The sequence below is a fragment of the Cryobacterium sp. M96 genome (genome assembly GCF_002929845.1).
In the GTDB taxonomy this organism is placed as follows: Bacteria; Actinomycetota; Actinomycetes; order Actinomycetales; family Microbacteriaceae; genus Cryobacterium; species Cryobacterium sandaracinum.
Map to the genome: position 1 here is coordinate 176,107 of NZ_PJJS01000053.1, position 15,663 is coordinate 191,769.

A 15,663-nucleotide genomic window follows, 5' to 3' on the forward strand; every position below is an offset into this window, starting at 1 on the left:
GAGACTCATGAACCTCTCCCCCCGATTTCGTCTCCGCCTTTCCCTGCCCCCGGTCCCGCCGCGGTACCTGGCGACGCCGCTCGCCGCCGCCGTCATCGTCGCCCTCGCGATTTTCGGGACACCCACACGGTCCCTCGCCGACGACGCCCCTATTGCTGCAACGGAGGATCCGGCTGCCGCGGTGCCCGCTGTCCCTGAGACATGTCCCACGCTCCTCTCGACGAATGCCCCGCCGGCCGCGGATCCGGTCGACTCGGTCGCCGCGCCCTGCCCCATCAATGCGCCGACTTCTTCCTCGGTGCCGACGCTCACCCCGACACCCGTCCCCGAGCCCGAGCCCGAGCCCGAGCCCGAGCCCAAGCCCAAACCAACAATCACCCCTACCCCCACGCTCGAACCGGCACCGGCTCCAGCCCCCACCACGGAGCCGACGGGTGAGCCGACCCCGACACCAACACCCACCACTCCCCCAGCGTCCGGCGAAGAGCCGTCCGCACCCACGAAGCCTGAACCGTCCGCCGAGCCGACTGCACAGGTACCGGCACCGGCAGAGCTGACCGCGGATGCCGGATCCGCCTCAGCCGATCGAGCTGCAGCAGCAGTAGAAGTAGCGCAGGCCGCCGCCTTCTCAGCCCAGCAAGCGGCCGCGGCCGCCCGCACGGCCGAGGCCCAGGCATCCGCCGCCCGGGCAGCAGCAGCAGACGCCCGAACGGCCGCCGCCGCCACTCAGGCCGCCTACGACGCAGCGAAACTGGCCTACGCCGGGGCAAAGGCCGACTATGACGCCACTGTCGTTCAGGCCGATCTGGTGCGCGACCACGGCGCCGACGCCGCCGCCAGGGCCGAGGCATCCCGGCGGGCGCTGGCGACGCTCGTTCGCGCCACCCTGCAGCGATCGGGGCCCGAGGCCGTGGACGTGCTGCTCGCGGGCAGCAGCGACGGTAATGATTTGCTCACCCGGCTCGCCACGCTCGAAAGCCTGGACCGGCTCACGAACAGCCTCGAAGAGGTGCAGGCCCAGGTCGACGCCGACACGAAACGTGAGAATGCGCTGCAGGACCAGGACGCCGCACTTCGGGCAGCGATCGAGGCCATCCCGCTCGCCGACACCCGCCTCGCTATGGAGGGCGCCCAGCAGGAGCTCGATGCGGCCTCCGCTAAGGTGGCCGATCTCGCGGCGAGCACGCCGGTCGCCCTGGTTCTGACACCGCTGCCCAACCTGGTTCCCGCGGCCGGCACCGACGACTTCGGCGGCCGGCTCCGAGGCCAGCCGAGCAGTGCGGGCTGGGCCGCGCCGGCGGTCGGCTCCCTGACGGATGCCTTCGGTCCCCGGCACGATAAACCGCTGCCTGAGGTGAACGACTTCCACGGCGGCACCGACATCGGCACGGCGTGCGGGGCGGCCGTCTATGCGGCGAGCGCGGGGGTCGTGGCCACGGCAGCACCTCTGGGCACCTACGGCAACTGGATCCTGATCAACCACAGCAACGGTATCGCCACCGGCTACGCGCATCTTGCCGAAGGCCAGACCCTCGTGAGCGTCGGCGAGACGGTCATCGCCGGGCAGGTCATCGCGAGCGTCGGCAGCACCGGGGCCTCCACCGGCTGCCACCTGCACTTCGAGGTGCGAACGGACGGCACCGCCGTCGACCCGCAGCCGTTCCTGGTGCAGCGCGGCGTGCAGTTCGGCTGAGTGCCTCGTGAGCGCGCCAAACTGGGGTCGTTTACGCCCGACGCGGCCGCGCGTGCCGTGCAGATAAACGCCGACCCAAACCACTACATGATCAACTTGGCAGCACATGGCGGAGCACGACGACTGCGACTCGACCGAGCATTGACGAGGCCATGGTCGACGTCCGCCAAATGTTCCTCGACTGGCTCACCAGCCACCTCGCCACTGTCGAGGTCGTCGGAACTAAACCCATACCGTGGTGCGCCCATTGGTGGCTCCACCCGGGAGAAGTCGCCCGGTTCAAGGCCCTCTGGCACGCCATCATTCAAGCCGACGCCAGCGTCATGGACGGCGACCCTGAGCAAGGACACCTCTACCGCCGCAAGGGCACAACCGCCAGGATCGTGCCCGCGTTGATGCCGCCTAAGGCGTGGAATTCTAGCGGGACGCACCGCAGCGACAGTCTCGATACTTAGGTTGTTGCACCCCTGAGATTCCGGGCCAGGTGCCCGATCATTTGTCGACGAGGGTGTTTTCGAAGCTATAGAAGTCGGGCGCGTAGCAGTGCTGCCCGAACTCGCCTGCACGGCCGGAGTTCTCAAACGCTGTCCGCGTCATGGTCAACACCACTGCGCCCTTGGGCAGGAAAAGGAGCAGCGCGCTCTCGGATGCGTTCGCTGCGATGCGCTGCTTCGCGACTGACATAGTCACGCCGCGCGAGCCGGGCGAATGCCTGGCCGACCCGTCCAGGTCCCGCAGGGAACCGCGGTCGTGGCTCGTGCGCCAGCGACCGAAAGGCCTGGGAGCTAATGGCCCCATCGATCCTTCGCGCATGCACCCCGGGCCGTGAAATCAAATTCAGGGGCATCAGTTCCCCAGCACTGGCATCTGCCGTGTAAGTCGCAGCCCTTAGGATTCTTGACACAGAGGTGCACAGCACCCGCACCACCGATCAGAGACGAAATATGAAACTCCTTGCTCCTTCACTTCGCCTGACCATCGTGCTCCTCGGCATAGCGGCGATCGTGTCGACATTCTTCGACACAGCCACCCACGCCACGATCAACCCCTTCAACTTTTTTGGGTTTTTCACGATGCAGAGCAACATCATTGTGGTCATTGTGCTGGCAGTCTCCGCCTTCGTTTCCTTCTCCGGGAGACACCAATCCCTACGTTTGGTATTAGCGCGCGGGTGTGCCACAACCTACATAGTTATCACCGGATTCGTTTACAACTTGCTGCTCGCCGGGCTCGAAGGAGGCGTCTCTCTGGCCTGGGCCAACACCGTGCTGCACGTCGTCCTGCCCCTCTACGCAGCCCTCGATTGGCTGATCTTCAACGACCGCAGCCCACTCCGATGGAACGAACTATGGATTGCCCTCATCTACCCCATCGTGTGGATCATGGTCGTGCTCCTCCGCGGGGCAACCGACGGATGGGTGCCTTACCCCTTCTTGAACCCGGCACAGGGATACGGCATCGTCGCGCTCTATGCCCTTGCTATCGCTGTTGCCACCGTCATTTTCGCCGCCGTCATCTGGACCGTAAGTCGGTTGAACCCCCTTCGCAGCCCCGCGCTGGCAGAGATACGGTAGCCGAACCCCTTACGGTGTTCGGAACCGAGGCGTCCGGTGGCATGACCAATAGCCGTGCATCGTAGGCTCCCCAACCGCTGATTTCGCCGAGGAGGAGGACCACTTCCTCTTGGGTGAGGCTGGGTGAGGCCACTGATCGGCCAGTCGTCGTCGGCCGAGAGGAGTTGGCCAATATGGCCTGCGACTTCTGCGGTAGTCAGCAGAAATGTGGAAAGTCCGTGTTCGCTTCCACCGGCGTTGTAAATTCCGGTGAGGCGTCGGTGTCCGGCACTGATATCTTCTCGAATCACGACTCAACCGTTCAGGAGACAGCCCCAGACCGGCAGCGAGTGCTAGTGTCGCGATGACCTCAACCTGTATCGCACGTAGATCACTTGGTCATAATCAAGTTTCACCACGTGTCACGAGCCTCGGCATTTCAGCAGTGGAGATCCTATGTGCAGCACAATGTCAACGGACGCGAGCTATCGAAGCGGACCAGTGCAGTGACGCCGAAGTCTGAGGCATCTGATCAGCAGACGCTGATGCTCAGCATGGCTTCCGGTAATCAGGCCGCGTTCGGCCTGATCTACGACCACTTGAGCGTCACGACGTTTGCGATCTGCAACCACCATCTAAAGACCCCGGCCGCGGTCGACGAGGCCATGCTCGGCCTGTGGCTGTACGTCTGGCAAAATGCGACGAAGTTGTCGGGACTGGACGGGTCGCCTTGGTCCATCATTATTAGGACAGCGGAACACCACGCCGAGTTTCACGCTCAGACCGAGTGCCTGGCCCGAGAAACGGATACCACTCTGCTCGGATGAGTCCCGGTCCCCGGATGGCTCATCAGCACATCAGTGATGAGGACAACGTCGCATGTAAGTTCGATAATTTCGTCCCCGTCACTGCCATTGACCGAGTCGTAGGCGCCGGGTACACACCGGTCAGATCAGACGGACGTCACCCCGGAAAGATCGTATTCGGGATCTTCGCGGCCTGGCCGAATCAGAGCGACCACTCATTTCGGAGCACACCGTTACCGGGCTCGCAGTGGCGCGAGCGAGAGGCAGGTCCGGTGGGTACCATTTCAAGTTCAAGATGACGCCGGGCCAAGATTCTCCAGGCCATAGCTGCGACGGGGCAGAGAAACGAAGGTGGGCTCACCCGGGGAATACGGGCAGCGTCGAAGCGCACTTCGGAGTGTCGCTCAAGTCAAATACTGGCCGCGTCCTGAGTTAACGAGACATTTGCATCGCCGCCTGGTTTCGCTGGCTCCTATTGGCATCCAAAAAAATTTGCCGCCGCGTGCCGCTACTTAGTCACGGTCACTTGCTTGAGAAATCATTCGGGTGCAGTCCGGCAATACGACGTGCATGGTCCTGGAGAGCTGCCTCGCTCAGGGTGTAACCAGTATTTGCGAATCGTTCACGCAACGCGTCGAGAACTTGGGGCTCGCTGTGGCCAGCGAGGTCTGCCTCCTCCTGTGCGAGAATCCCCGCGACCTTGTAGTCATCCGATTGAGAGTGCTGGGCCTCAATCGGTTCATTCTGGGTGCTGCCATTGCCATTCATGCTGATCCTCTAATCTCCGAGTTTTGTCGGTAGCGGCGAACGATAAGCATGACGGCGCGCCGCGCGATCCTCCGAGGAGTCTCTCGGTCCTGGCGCTGCCGTTCGGACGCGATGATGATCAACCTCGAAAGGCGTCTTTGATGTCTTCGCCGGCCTGCTTCAGGTCGGCTTTTGTTTGATCGGCCCTGCCTTCGGCTTGGAGTTTGCCGTTGTCCGTGGCATCACCCGCCGCTTCTTTAGCCATACCGATGACTTTTTCTCCGTCATTCTTGAATTTGTCAGTGCCGCTCAAGTTTTCATTCCTTTCGTTTCCGCAATGATCATATGCATCAACTCGTATGTACACACCTGCGGGAGTGCACCCGGGGGGCTAGCATGCGAAGCGCATTTTCAGGAAAGCCATCTAGACCGCCAACGCCTGCGTTACCAAGGGCGGAACACGAATGGATACCGCCGATGTGTTGTGGATCGTCGCCGTGATCGTTGTTGTTTTGATGGTCGTCAGCTTGGTTTTCTACGTCGTGCGCCGTTGTGATCAGGAGCTCCGCAAGCGTGACAAGTTGGATCTGCGCCGCGCAAATGCGATAGAAGGCAGACGTGGTCGAACTTGAAGCCCGTGAACACGCAGCACCTGCACCCCGCGCCCGCGCCCGGACAGCCCTCGGCGTGAACGCGGCTCTGAGGTCTATCGGGCGTGGGGGCCGCTGACTCCTAGCCTCAATCCACCGGTGTGCCCCTGAGCGAGTCCTGATTTCGGTTTGGCGGGCTTGGGGAGATTCAAGTGCGGGTGAGGTCTGGGTCTCGCGGCCCGGGGTGATCCCTGGCACTCCAGTTGATGCCGATGCTGGCTGGTTGGTTGGTTGGTCCGATTAGGCGGGTTGTCGTGGGCGGAAGTTCTGGTCGAACAGGGCCGTCCAGGGTTTCTCACAGTGCCAGTGCTCGGGCAGGTGCAGCGTAGTGCCCCGCGGGGAGGAGGAGATCCAGGCGGGGACGTTGACCAGCTTCCGGGGGATCGGTGCGGTGGTGCTCGTGCGAGACCCTTTTCAGCGATCGTTGCGTCGGCGGGGCAGTCCCAAACGCCACGACGCACAGGACGAACCACGCTGCGTCGGCGCTGAACACGCCTATATACAGGTGCGCCAAAACGCTGCTTGTGAGATTTGTCGGAACCCCGTTTTCATGTTCCACCGAGCCGGATTCACCGAAATCGTCGCACCTCCCGAACCCGCCCCATGATGAAACAGGCGCTCCTGCAGCGGCGCGCTTGGTGAACTCCGCACCTTTCTATTACGTCATACCTTCTTCAGTGGATCATTTCCCCAGTTCATCAGCGAGTATCGCCATCGTGAGTGCTCGATATCAGAATCCGGTCCCTGTGCCCTGTGCCGCTTCACGTAGCTGACCACCTTATGCATGTGTTCGACATCGGACGCAGTCAGATCGGCTTTCTTCGTTCCAAGAATTGTCACGATCCTGCGACCGGACTTGTGCCCGATGGACTCTCCGCTGCCATCGATTTTTTGTCCGACCTCCTTGGATTCGTCCGTGTCGAGCCACGATTTGATCTCACTGGCGGTCATCGTGACCGCGTCTTTCCAGTCATCCCAGATCTCATCGACATCGTTCTGCTTATCTGCCATAAATCCATCATTGCGGTGATGATGCGCGGCAACAAGGGTCGTTCAGGCTTTGCGTGTGATCTCAACTTTCACGAAGTAGGGTCGAGCCACACATGGCCTTGACCCCGGAGAGTGGACACGGGTTGAGCGGCGAGTTGGATCTCTGCGGCCTGTGACGAGTATTGCATTTCGAAGTCCACTGGCGTGACGTGCCCGATCGAGGAGTGCCGGCGGTAGCGGTCCTCGATCCAGTCCGCGTCGCCGCGGATCGCGCGGGCTCGGGTGGGCCAAACCCGGCGGTAGTAGAACTCGGTTTTCAGGGTCGCGAAGAAGCTCTCGGCCATGGCGTTGTCGCAGCAGATCCCGGTGTATCCCATCGACCGGGTGATGCCATTCTTGGCCGCGAAGAGAGTGATCTGTTCCGACGCCCTGGGTGCCACGGTCCGAGTGGACGATCACCGTCGCCGGGCGGTCCCCGCACGGAACCATGGCCACCGTGAGGCATCCTGGATGAGGTCGGTGTGCATGTGGTCCGCGATGGCCCACCCGATGACGCGGCGGCTGTGAGCGTCGATGATGGTGGTCGTCTTCCACTTCTTCGGACAGATGCCCGCCAATCCCAGGCGGCGCATGGTCGCGGCGACGGTTTTGCGGGAGATGATCTCCCCGTCCGCACGTAGATCGGCCAGGATCCCGGGGGCGCCGTAGACCTCGTCGGAATCGCCGTGGAAGCAGGAGACTTTCTGCTCGATGTGCACCCGGCGAATCGACGCCGGCGACGGCGCTCCGCCGATCCAGGCGTAGTAGCCCCAGCGGGAGATCTCGAGGAGGCGGACCATGCGGGTGATGGTGAAGTTGGTCTTCTCCGCCAGCATCAGTTCGAACGCAAGACGCTCGTATCCGATGCTTCCTGGGCGAAGAAGATGGACGCTTTTTTCAAGAACGCCCTGTCCATCTTCAGGTCCGCGTTTTCCTTGCGTAGCCGCAGCAACTCGGCTCGTTCAAACCCCGTCACCTCGGTCTGCCCAGTCTCGTTCCGAGCCTTGAACGCGCTCACCCAGCGGCCCAGAGTGGCCTCGTTGACTCCGAGCTCGCGGGCGACAGTTGGGACAGCCCTGCCGGTGGTTAAAACCAGCTTCACGGCCTCGTCTTTGTACTCAGGGGTGAAGTCCCGACGTGATCTTGCCAAAGTGAACATTCTCTCTTGTGAGGTGTCCACTCGACGGGGTCAGGGCCAGAGCGACTTCCTCGACCATGAAGATGCGCTCTCCCTGGTCGACGCGATGCTGCTGCCAGCCCTGAGCGCCGAAATCGAGGACGGGGCCTGGGACCCATCACAACAACAGTGGGTCCGCCGGAGCTGACCGGTGCGAAACCCGCGACCAAGCCACGAACTTACCGTCACTAGGCGCGGCGGAATGATCAACGGGCGACACGCGGGTGCCGTTATGGCTCGGAGTCCTCCCACTCCAACGATTAGCCCCGGTACTCATGCTCGTCTGTCCTTGGCGATACATGCCGGGGCTTTTTCGTTCGGACTCCCCGGCTCGCGTATTTGCAGCTCGCGAGGTCGGGTTCGGCCTCTATGGACACCCGGCCGTCGACCCCATGCGTCGAATCATAAATGGTGGGGAAGACGTCGCAGGCGTTGGCAACGGCTTCCGTGCTGAGCTCGAAGACGGTGTCCTCGACGCTGGTGCCAGTTGCTGCCTTCTGCGAGATAGCCGCGTCATATTCCGTACCCGATGTGATGGCGGCATGGAAGATGCTGGGGTTGGTGGTGACACCGGTAACGGTTTTCTGCTCAATCAGCTTCCGGAGGCTGCCGGTCCGGAGGCGGCCGCGGGAGAGATCGTCCAGTCAGATGGAAACGCCGGCGTCGCACAGTTGCTGTGCGGGGGTAGTTGTCATGTCATAACTCCTTGGACTCGGGGATTGTCGTCAAGATTGTGCTCCGGACGTGAAACCGGTTAAGGTGGCGCGCAGTGCCGCAGCAGTGTTCAGCGTCGGTCCTTGGGTATCCTCCCTGCCAACCGCCGCTACGCCAGGGCGGCGATGACCCAGCTCGCCCGGTGGGACGCGCCCGGCGACAGCCAGATGAGGTCGGTCCCGGAATTGAAGGCGTCCGGCGCGCAGGTCATCGGCTCGACGGCCAGGCCGAGCCGGTTCATCCCCGGCGTCGGCAAGTCCGCGGTGTGGATCTGTAGCCAGGGGCAGTCCGTTCCCCAACTCATGGCCACGCCGCTGCCGTCGGTATCGCGCAGCTCGACGGTGGCAACGCCGTCGGAGTCGCGCACGAGCCCGGTGAAGGCGTGGTCGATCTGCACAGAGCCGATCGGGCACGGCTGGCGGAAGTCGAACGGGCCGTCGACGACGTCGGCGAGGCCGTCGGGCAACAACCGGTCGGGTGTGACCCGCAAGTATCGCTCGGCTGGCAGGCTGAGCTGCCAGGTGTGCAGCGGCGAGTCGCCTGCGCGCAGGTAGGGGTGCGGGCAGACTCCGTATGGAGCCGTGCCGGTGCCGGCGTTCGTGGCCTCGATTGACGTCGTGAGCCCAACCGGTGAGAGCCAGTAGCGGGCTAGGAGGTCGAGCTGGAACGGGTAGCCGTCGCCGACGGGTAGCCGGAGGCCCAGCACCACCTCGCTGTCACTGTGGTGCACTAGTCGCCAGGCACGGTCGTAGACGAGCCCGTGCAGGGCGCACTCGCGCGAGGGCTCGTTGATCGGCAGCTGTTGGGTCACCCCGTCGAGGTGGTACCGCCCGTCGGCGATCCGGTTGGGCCAGGGCGCGGCGAGCACCCCGCGGAAGTTCACCATCGGCTGATCCTCCGCAAAGCTGACGATCAGGTCCCGTGAGTCATACTGCAGCACTCGCAGGGTGGCTCCGGTCCCCGTCACGACGGCACGGTAGCCGTGGCCGGTGATTTCGTACTGGGCCCCTGAAGGCGCCGCAGCCATCACACCCTCTTCGCTCATGACGACTCGGTCACTCCGCCCGCAGTTCGAGGGCCGTCCAGGAGACCGGCGGAAGAGTGAGCGTGACCACTCCGTTCGCGCACAGCGCCGACGCGTTGGTGGCCAGGCCGACGCGGTCGCGGGCCTCGAGCGTGTTCGCGGCGTAGACATCCGTGTCGCTTAGGGTCTGCACCTCGACGATGCCCACGGGCCCGAGCGCGGCGACATCGATCGTGATCGTCGCGTCCTCCATCTGCGAACGGTTCACCAGGAACACGGATGTCCCCCCGGTCGCCGCGTCGTGGGTCGCGACCGCGTCGACGAGCGGCACGGTGCCGTATACCTCGGTGTCGTAGTGCTCTGCCTCGAGCTTGACCTCGAGGGCGACCCCTGTGGCGAGCCGCGAGGTGACCGCGAACGGGAAGAAGGTCGTCTGCCGCCAGGCCGGCCCGTTCGGCTCGGTCATGATCGGAGCGATCACGTTGACGAGCTGCGCGAGCGACGCGCTCGTCACGCGGTCGGCATGCTTGAGCAGTGAGATCAGCAGGCTGCCGAACACCACGGCATCCGCCACCGTGTAGGAGTCCTCTAGCAGGCGCGGCGCGACCGGCCAATTGTCGATTCCGGTGATCTTGTCGACGCCCTCGAACCGGTCGATATACCAGACGTTCCACTCGTCGAAGGAGATGTTGATGGTCTTGTCGCTCCCCCGAACGGCCTTCACGTGGTCGGCGGTCGCGACGACCGATTCGATGAAACGGTCCATGTTGACGCCGGAGGCCAGGAAGGAGTCGAGGTCGCCGTTCTTCTCCTCGTAGTAGGCGTGGCAAGAGATGTAATCGACGTCGTCATAGGTGTGGCCGAGCACAACGCGTTCCCACTCGCCGAAGGTCGGCATCTGCGCGCTTGAGGAGCCGCAGACCACCAGTTCGACCGATGGGTCGAGCTGGCGCATCCCCTTCGCGGCGCGGGAGGCGATCTTGCCGTAGTCGTCGGCCGAGCGGTGGCCGAGCTGCCACGGGCCGTCCATCTCGTTACCGAGGCACCACATCTTCACGCCGAAAGCATCCCGCTTCCCGTTGGCGATCCGACGTTCGGCGAGGTCCGTGCCGTTGCCGAGGTTGGCGTATTCGAGCAGGTCAAGCGCTTCCGCCACACCCCGGGTACCGAGGTTGACGGCGAGCATGAGCTCGCTGCCGACCTTCTCCAGCCACGACGAGAACTCATGCAGGCCGATCTGGTTGGTCTCGGTGGAATGCCAGGCCAGGTCGAGCCGGGTCGGCCGCGCAGCCCGCGGGCCCACGCTGTCCTCCCAGCGGAAGCCGGAAACGAAGTTGCCGCCCGGGTAGCGGATCGCCGACACGCCGAGTTCCTTGACGAGGTCGATCACGTCTTCGCGGAATCCTTCCGCGTCGGCCGAGGCGTGCCCGGGTTCATAGATGCCGTCGTAGACGCACCGGCCGAGGTGTTCGACGAACGATCCGAACAGGCGGCGGTTGATGGCTCCGACCGTGAAGTGCGGGTCGAGGGTGAGGCTGGCGGTAGACATGGTGTTTCTTTCTTCGTGCTGGTCAAGACGTGGGAGAGTGCGAATGACGGATGTCCGGGGCCCGGGCCGCCGCCTACTTGAGTGCGCCGAGCGAGAGGCCACCCTGCCAGTACTTCTGTAGGGAGAGGAACGCGATGATGAGCGGGAGCACCGAGACGAAGGCCCCCGTGACGATCAGGTTCCAGACCTGTTCGCCGCCGGCTCCGGCGTTGGACAGCGCCTGCCAGTTGTTGAGTCCGACAGTCACAGGCAACAGGTTTGGATCGCTGAGCACGGCCAGCGGCAGGAAGAAGTTATTCCAGGTACCGACCACCGAGAGCAGCAGTACCGTGACGATGGCGGGCCGCAGCAGCGGCAGCGCCACCTGGAAGAAGGTGCGCAGTTCGCCGGCTCCGTCAACGCGGGCGGCGTCGAGCAGTTCATCCGGAATGGCATCCTGCGTGTAAACCCTCATCAGGTAGACGCCGAAAGGACTCAGCAGCGAGGGCAGGATGACGGCCCAGATCGTGTTGACCAGGCCGAAGTTGCTCAGCAGCACGAAGGTCGGGATCACAAGCGCCGTCATGGGCACCATCACGGCGCCCAGCAGCAGCGAGAAGAAGGCGTTGCGCCCGCGGAACCGGTACTTCGCGAAGCCGTAGCCGGCGAGCACCGCGAGGATGGTGGCGCCGATTCCGCCGGTGAACGCGTAGAAGAATGAGTTGCCCAACCAGCGCCAGTAGATGCCGCCCTGGTGTTCGAACAGCCCCGCGATGTTGTTCCACAGGTTGAAGTTCTGATCGAACCAGAGCGGCCCACCAGTACCACTGAAGAGCCCAGCGGTGTCCTTGGTCGCGGCCACGGCGAGCCACCACAACGGGGTGATGAAGTAGATCACGAGGATGAGCAACAGGACGTGCGACCCAATCCGTCTGCCACCGTCGCGCGTGGTGTTACGGCGGCGTATGAGGGAGCCTGAGTCGACCTGGCTGGGCTGCACGGCGGCATCCCTCCGGGGCGTGAGAATCGCCATTATTTGAGTCCGCTCTGCTTGCGGGTGAGGAAGAGGAAGAGATAGGAACCGATGAAGACCACGATGCCGAGCGCGAACGAGATCGCCGCGGCGTAGTTGAACTGGCTGTAGGAGAAGGCAAGCGAGTACGCGTACATGTTCGGTGTGTAGGAGACAGGAATGGCACCCTGGGCGACGGCGCGCAGCACCTGCGGTTCGGTGAAGAACTGGAGGGTGCCGATCAGGGAGAAGATCAGCACCATCACCATCGAGGAGGAGATCATCGGCACCTTGACTCGGAGGGCGATCTGCCGGCCATTCGCGCCGTCCAGCCGGGCGGCTTCGTAGATCGCCGGGTCGATACCGCGGAGGGCTGCGTAGATGATGATCATGTAGTAGCCGGCCCACTGCCAGGTGACGATGTTGACGAGGCTCGCGAAGATGCTGCCCTGGGACAGGAAGTCGGGCGCGGCGAGGCCGACGAGGCCGAAGATATCGGTGGCCGGTCCGAAACGGGGGCTGTAGAGGAAGCCCCACATCAACGCCCCGATCACGACGGGGATGGCGTAGGGCACGAAGATCATCAGTCGGGAAAACTTCGACAGGGCGGTGGAGAGGTTGTCGAGCACGAGCGCAGCCACGAGGGCGACGATCATCTGGGCGGGGATCATAATCAGCGCGAACTGGCCGACCCGTCCGAGTCCGCCGAGGAAGATCGGGTCGGTGAAGGCTTTCACGTAGTTCGCGAACCAGGTGAAGGTCGTGCCGGTGGCTAGGGTGCTCGTGTGCAGGCTCATCCAGAACGCGTAAGCGAGCGGTGCCACCAGGAAGGTGAGGAAGACGATACCGAACGGGGCTACGAACAGCCAGCCCCAGCGTTGGCGCTTGCGGTCCATCAGATCGATGCTGTTTCTTCGCGGCTTCCGAACCGGCAGCGGCGGGGCCGCCTTGGTGGCCGCAGGCGTGAGTGCCATGAATTCATCCTTTTTCCAAGCGAAGCCCAGATGGGCTGAGGGATGCTGTCGGCCAGCCAGTGCGACCGGCCGACAGCGGGTGCGGTGTGAGCCGCCTTACTTGGCGACCGTGAACCCCTGCTCGGCCGCGTACTTCACGAGGGTGGCCTGCAGGTCGTCGAGCGCCTGCGAACCGTCCTGTTCGCCCTGCACCATGGAGTAAAGCTCCTCGGTGAGCTGGTCGTAGGCGTAATTCTGGAACGGGCTGAACGTCGCGCCGCCGTAGCCGGCAGCTGCAGTCAGGAAGACCTCCTTGTTGATCTGCTGTCCACCGAAGAACGGGTACTCAAGGTTGACGAAGTATTCGGAGTCGAGCATCGGCGTGTAGGAGGGGAACAGTGCGCCCTTTTCGACGCCGATCTTCCACGCCTCGTCTGTGCCGAAGATCTCGATGGCTACCTGGGCGGCGAGCTCCTTGTCCGTGGCCTGGCTGGTCACGGCGAAGGTCGAACCACCCCAGTTGACCTGCACAGGGTTGGCCGTGTCCCACTGCGGCAGCGGGGCGACGCGCCAGACGGCCCCCGTGTCGGCGTCGGAGAGCCCCTGCAGATAGCCGGGTCCCCACGCCGCGGCGAGGTAGACGGCGTAGGTGCCGTCGACCAGGCTGGTGTTGTAGTCGGCGGTGAAGGCGTCGTCGGTTGTGACAAGACCCTTCTGTACGAGGTCGTTCCAGTAGTTCAGCACGTCCTTCGATCCCTGGTCGTCAACGGCGATGCCAATGTCGATCGGGCTAGTCGAGTCGTAGGTGAACGGCACAGATCCGGCCTGGGCGAAGAGAGCCTGGTTGAAGGCCCGGCCGTTGGTGGGGAAGTTGACGAGCACGCCATCGGAGCCGGCGGTCTTGAGGGCCTGCGCCGCGGTCGCGAACTCGGCCCAGGTGGTGGGAACGGGAATACCGTACTGGTCGAAAAGATCCTGTCGGTAGAGCATTCCCATCGGGCCGCCGTCGACCGGGATGGCATAGACGGCGTCGCCGCTCGACGCGTCCTTCCAGGAGCCCTCGGTGTACTTGTCCTTCACGTCGTTGGCGCCGTATTCCGTGAGGTCGACGAGGGCATCGCGGATGGTAAAACTCGAGAGCACCTCGGACTCAAGCATGATGACGTCCGGGGCGCCGGACTTCGACTCGATCGAGGTGGAGAACTTGGTGTATTCATCGTTGCCCTGGCCGGCGTTCGTCCAGCAGACCTGCACGTCGTCGTGGCTGGTGTTGAACACGTCTACGACCTCTTCGAACGCGGGGTACCAGGCCCAGACCGTGACCTGGGGTGCTTCCTTATTCACGATCTTGTTCGTGCAGGAGGCTTCCGGCTTCGACTTCGATGCGGCGCCATCGGCGGAGCATCCGGTGAGTGCGGCGGCGGCGACGGCGATGACGCCGATCGCGGCCATGAACTTGACCTTCATGTTTTTTGGTTTCCTCTCACGGTGGTGGAACACCGTTGTTCGTACTGTGATCAGCGCGCGAGGCGGCTGAGTGGTGCAGGAGTTGGTGCGGTCAATCCGAGACACCAGCGGGGGGCGCGGGCCGTTGCTGGCAAATTTACAACGTTGTAGGTAAACGTTGTAAATTTATCATTGCGAGTCCAGAGGCTTGCTGTCAAGCGAATTGCCGAGATTTCTCCGAGTACAGGCGGTCAAGCGGTGAGGGACACCGTGGACTCACGTTCAACCACGCGGAAATCGGCCAGCACCTCCCGGGGCGGGGCGGCCGGGTTCGTCTCCGCGATGCGTTCGAGCAGGATTCGCACGGCGGTCTCGGCAATCTCCTCCCGGCCGGGATCGACGGTGGAGAGGGTCGGCAGGCTGTACTGGGCCTCGTCGAGGTCGTCGAAGCCAATCGTCGAGACATCCTCCGGGATGCGCAGACCTGCCTCCTGCATCACCCGCATGGCGCCGAGGGTCAGGGTGTCGTTGAGCCCGAAGACGGCATCGAATCGCACCCCCGACGCGAGGAGGTCGCGCATCGCGGACGCGCCGTTCGATCGGTGCCACAGCGTCGTATATCCGACCAGGGCAGGGTCGAACGGGATGCCGGCAGCCTCAAGTGCCTCGCGGTAGCCCCGAAGACGCAGACCGGCCGATCCGATGATTTCCCCCTCGTGCGCGCCAATAATGGCGATGCGCCGGCGCCCCTGACTGATCAGGTGTTCGGTCGCGGCCCTCGCGGCGTCCACGTTGCGCATCGTGACGTGATCCGTCGGGCCACCGAAGATGCGCTCACCCAGCAGCACGAGCGGATAGCCCACCCGCAGGTACTCGGAGTCGTCGCTGTCCATGCCGAGGGCGCTGAAGAGCAGGCCGTCGGTCATCTGTCGGCGCGGGCTGGAGAGCAGCTCGATCTCCCGTCGGCGGTCGCCACCGGTCTGTTCGATCAGCACGGTCATGTGGTGGCGCTCGGCGGAGCGGATCACGGCGTCCGCGAGTTCCGCGAAGTAGCTGAGCGACAGCTCCGGCACGGCGAGCCCGATCACACCCGTGCGCCCGGAGCGCAGACTGCGGGCCGACAGGTTGGGCTGATAGTCGAGTTCCGCAATCGCCTCAACGACGCGCTGCTTGGTCGACGGCCGGATGTGTGGGTAGTCGTTGATGACATTGGAGACCGTCTTGATAGAGACCCCGGCGATCCTCGCAACGTCGTGCAGCGTTGCCGCCATGAGGACTCCTTAAGTGTGCGATTGACGAATGCGTCGACATCCGACCACATTTTACAACGT

General features: G+C 63.6%; 19 protein-coding genes and 1 pseudogene. 6 read left to right on the forward strand and 14 right to left on the reverse strand.

The features are described 5' to 3' along the window. Positions 1–7: 7 nt before the first annotated feature. Both CXY79_RS13795 and CXY79_RS13800 read left to right on the forward strand, forming a co-directional pair. Entirely contained in the window at positions 8–1,693 is a 1,686-nt protein-coding gene (locus CXY79_RS13795; protein WP_104102591.1) for a M23 family metallopeptidase, read from the forward strand. Positions 1,694–1,845: 152 nt separating this feature from the next. Further along, a complete protein-coding gene (locus CXY79_RS13800; protein ID WP_104102593.1) occupies positions 1,846–2,148 on the forward strand; it encodes a DUF4913 domain-containing protein in 303 nt (100 codons plus the stop codon). Between the two features lie 37 nt (positions 2,149–2,185). On the opposite strand, the gene CXY79_RS13805 is transcribed toward CXY79_RS13800, so the two are convergent. Next, positions 2,186–2,377, reverse strand: coding sequence for a hypothetical protein (locus CXY79_RS13805; protein WP_104102596.1), 192 nt, complete (start codon positions 2,375–2,377; stop codon positions 2,186–2,188). 260 nt (positions 2,378–2,637) lie between these two features. Here CXY79_RS13805 and CXY79_RS13810 point away from each other — a divergent pair, with 260 nt between their 5' ends. Continuing rightward, positions 2,638–3,267 carry a Pr6Pr family membrane protein gene (locus CXY79_RS13810; RefSeq protein ID WP_104102598.1) on the forward strand — a complete coding sequence of 210 codons (630 nt, stop codon included), beginning with the start codon at positions 2,638–2,640 and terminating at the stop codon, positions 3,265–3,267. Positions 3,268–3,800: 533 nt separating this feature from the next. Continuing rightward, on the forward strand, positions 3,801–4,073 hold the full coding sequence (locus CXY79_RS13815; protein WP_134419716.1) for a hypothetical protein: 273 nt from the start codon (positions 3,801–3,803) through the stop codon (positions 4,071–4,073). Positions 4,074–4,574: 501 nt separating this feature from the next. Here the strand turns inward: CXY79_RS13815 and CXY79_RS15780 are convergent. Beyond that, positions 4,575–4,820 carry a hypothetical protein gene (locus CXY79_RS15780; RefSeq protein ID WP_134343420.1) on the reverse strand — a complete coding sequence of 82 codons (246 nt, stop codon included), beginning with the start codon at positions 4,818–4,820 and terminating at the stop codon, positions 4,575–4,577. Positions 4,821–4,938: 118 nt separating this feature from the next. Next, positions 4,939–5,112 carry a CsbD family protein gene (locus CXY79_RS13830; RefSeq protein WP_104102607.1) on the reverse strand — a complete coding sequence of 58 codons (174 nt, stop codon included), beginning with the start codon at positions 5,110–5,112 and terminating at the stop codon, positions 4,939–4,941. A gap of 151 nt (positions 5,113–5,263) precedes the next feature. On the opposite strand from CXY79_RS13830, the gene CXY79_RS16075 reads away from it, so the two are divergent. Continuing rightward, positions 5,264–5,431 carry a hypothetical protein gene (locus CXY79_RS16075; protein WP_158250303.1) on the forward strand — a complete coding sequence of 56 codons (168 nt, stop codon included), beginning with the start codon at positions 5,264–5,266 and terminating at the stop codon, positions 5,429–5,431. A 681-nt stretch (positions 5,432–6,112) separates the two neighbouring features. Here CXY79_RS16075 and CXY79_RS13835 read toward each other — a convergent pair. The 4 genes from CXY79_RS13835 to CXY79_RS13850 form a co-directional block, all read right to left on the reverse strand. Then, a complete protein-coding gene (locus CXY79_RS13835; RefSeq protein ID WP_104102610.1) occupies positions 6,113–6,460 on the reverse strand; it encodes a DUF3140 domain-containing protein in 348 nt (115 codons plus the stop codon). Between the two features lie 68 nt (positions 6,461–6,528). Next, positions 6,529–6,879 (reverse strand): integrase core domain-containing protein, encoded by a 351-nt coding sequence (locus CXY79_RS13840; protein WP_134343419.1) that lies wholly within the window; start codon positions 6,877–6,879, stop codon positions 6,529–6,531. A gap of 15 nt (positions 6,880–6,894) precedes the next feature. Further along, positions 6,895–7,314: an IS3 family transposase gene (locus tag CXY79_RS13845; RefSeq protein ID WP_104102619.1), complete on the reverse strand. Its 420-nt coding sequence runs from the start codon at positions 7,312–7,314 to the stop codon at positions 6,895–6,897. Further along, positions 7,314–7,637 (reverse strand): transposase, encoded by a 324-nt coding sequence (locus tag CXY79_RS13850; RefSeq protein ID WP_104102622.1) that lies wholly within the window; start codon positions 7,635–7,637, stop codon positions 7,314–7,316. The genes CXY79_RS13845 and CXY79_RS13850 overlap by 1 nt, the downstream gene beginning before the upstream one ends. Before the next feature lie 13 nt (positions 7,638–7,650). Between CXY79_RS13850 and CXY79_RS16080 the strand changes: the two genes are divergently transcribed. Beyond that, the gene (locus tag CXY79_RS16080; RefSeq protein ID WP_158250304.1) at positions 7,651–7,803 is read left to right on the forward strand and encodes a hypothetical protein; all 153 of its coding nucleotides are present in this window, start codon (positions 7,651–7,653) and stop codon (positions 7,801–7,803) included. 199 nt (positions 7,804–8,002) lie between these two features. Here CXY79_RS16080 and CXY79_RS13855 read toward each other — a convergent pair. The 7 genes and pseudogenes from CXY79_RS13855 to CXY79_RS13885 all read right to left on the reverse strand — a co-directional run. Further along, positions 8,003–8,299: pseudogene (locus CXY79_RS13855) on the reverse strand (transaldolase family protein); the annotation flags it as partial. A 179-nt stretch (positions 8,300–8,478) separates the two neighbouring features. Next, entirely contained in the window at positions 8,479–9,414 is a 936-nt protein-coding gene (locus CXY79_RS13860) for an aldose 1-epimerase family protein (RefSeq protein WP_233191502.1), read from the reverse strand. A 10-nt stretch (positions 9,415–9,424) separates the two neighbouring features. After that, positions 9,425–10,942 carry an alpha-N-arabinofuranosidase gene (locus CXY79_RS13865; RefSeq protein ID WP_104102625.1) on the reverse strand — a complete coding sequence of 506 codons (1,518 nt, stop codon included), beginning with the start codon at positions 10,940–10,942 and terminating at the stop codon, positions 9,425–9,427. Positions 10,943–11,015: 73 nt separating this feature from the next. Beyond that, the gene (locus CXY79_RS13870) at positions 11,016–11,954 is read right to left on the reverse strand and encodes a carbohydrate ABC transporter permease (protein ID WP_104102628.1); all 939 of its coding nucleotides are present in this window, start codon (positions 11,952–11,954) and stop codon (positions 11,016–11,018) included. Next, positions 11,954–12,907: a carbohydrate ABC transporter permease gene (locus tag CXY79_RS13875; RefSeq protein WP_233191503.1), complete on the reverse strand. Its 954-nt coding sequence runs from the start codon at positions 12,905–12,907 to the stop codon at positions 11,954–11,956. Before CXY79_RS13875 ends, CXY79_RS13870 begins: the two co-directional genes overlap by 1 nt. A 96-nt stretch (positions 12,908–13,003) precedes the next feature. Then, on the reverse strand, positions 13,004–14,353 hold the full coding sequence (locus CXY79_RS13880) for an ABC transporter substrate-binding protein (protein ID WP_104102630.1): 1,350 nt from the start codon (positions 14,351–14,353) through the stop codon (positions 13,004–13,006). A 230-nt stretch (positions 14,354–14,583) separates the two neighbouring features. Continuing rightward, positions 14,584–15,603, reverse strand: coding sequence for a LacI family DNA-binding transcriptional regulator (locus CXY79_RS13885; protein WP_104102633.1), 1,020 nt, complete (start codon positions 15,601–15,603; stop codon positions 14,584–14,586). Positions 15,604–15,663 lie beyond the last annotated feature (60 nt).

Excerpts from the sequence above, each read along its gene's own strand:
- CXY79_RS13795 (WP_104102591.1), top strand. The coding sequence starts at position 8 with ATGAACCTCTCCCCCCGATTTCGTCTCCGCCTTTCCCTGCCCCCGGTC.
- CXY79_RS13800 (WP_104102593.1), top strand. The coding sequence starts at position 1,846 with ATGGTCGACGTCCGCCAAATGTTCCTCGACTGGCTCACCAGCCACCTC.
- CXY79_RS13805 (WP_104102596.1), bottom strand. The coding sequence starts at position 2,377 with ATGTCAGTCGCGAAGCAGCGCATCGCAGCGAACGCATCCGAGAGCGCG.
- CXY79_RS13810 (WP_104102598.1), top strand. The coding sequence starts at position 2,638 with ATGAAACTCCTTGCTCCTTCACTTCGCCTGACCATCGTGCTCCTCGGC.
- CXY79_RS13815 (WP_134419716.1), top strand. The coding sequence starts at position 3,801 with ATGGCTTCCGGTAATCAGGCCGCGTTCGGCCTGATCTACGACCACTTG.
- CXY79_RS15780 (WP_134343420.1), bottom strand. The coding sequence starts at position 4,820 with ATGAATGGCAATGGCAGCACCCAGAATGAACCGATTGAGGCCCAGCAC.
- CXY79_RS16075 (WP_158250303.1), top strand. The coding sequence starts at position 5,264 with ATGGATACCGCCGATGTGTTGTGGATCGTCGCCGTGATCGTTGTTGTT.
- CXY79_RS13835 (WP_104102610.1), bottom strand. The coding sequence starts at position 6,460 with ATGGCAGATAAGCAGAACGATGTCGATGAGATCTGGGATGACTGGAAA.
- CXY79_RS13845 (WP_104102619.1), bottom strand. The coding sequence starts at position 7,314 with ATGCTGGCGGAGAAGACCAACTTCACCATCACCCGCATGGTCCGCCTC.
- CXY79_RS13850 (WP_104102622.1), bottom strand. The coding sequence starts at position 7,637 with ATGTTCACTTTGGCAAGATCACGTCGGGACTTCACCCCTGAGTACAAA.
- CXY79_RS13860 (WP_233191502.1), bottom strand. The coding sequence starts at position 9,414 with ATGAGCGAAGAGGGTGTGATGGCTGCGGCGCCTTCAGGGGCCCAGTAC.
- CXY79_RS13865 (WP_104102625.1), bottom strand. The coding sequence starts at position 10,942 with ATGTCTACCGCCAGCCTCACCCTCGACCCGCACTTCACGGTCGGAGCC.
- CXY79_RS13870 (WP_104102628.1), bottom strand. The coding sequence starts at position 11,954 with ATGGCGATTCTCACGCCCCGGAGGGATGCCGCCGTGCAGCCCAGCCAG.
- CXY79_RS13875 (WP_233191503.1), bottom strand. The coding sequence starts at position 12,907 with ATGGCACTCACGCCTGCGGCCACCAAGGCGGCCCCGCCGCTGCCGGTT.
- CXY79_RS13880 (WP_104102630.1), bottom strand. The coding sequence starts at position 14,353 with ATGAAGGTCAAGTTCATGGCCGCGATCGGCGTCATCGCCGTCGCCGCC.
- CXY79_RS13885 (WP_104102633.1), bottom strand. The coding sequence starts at position 15,603 with ATGGCGGCAACGCTGCACGACGTTGCGAGGATCGCCGGGGTCTCTATC.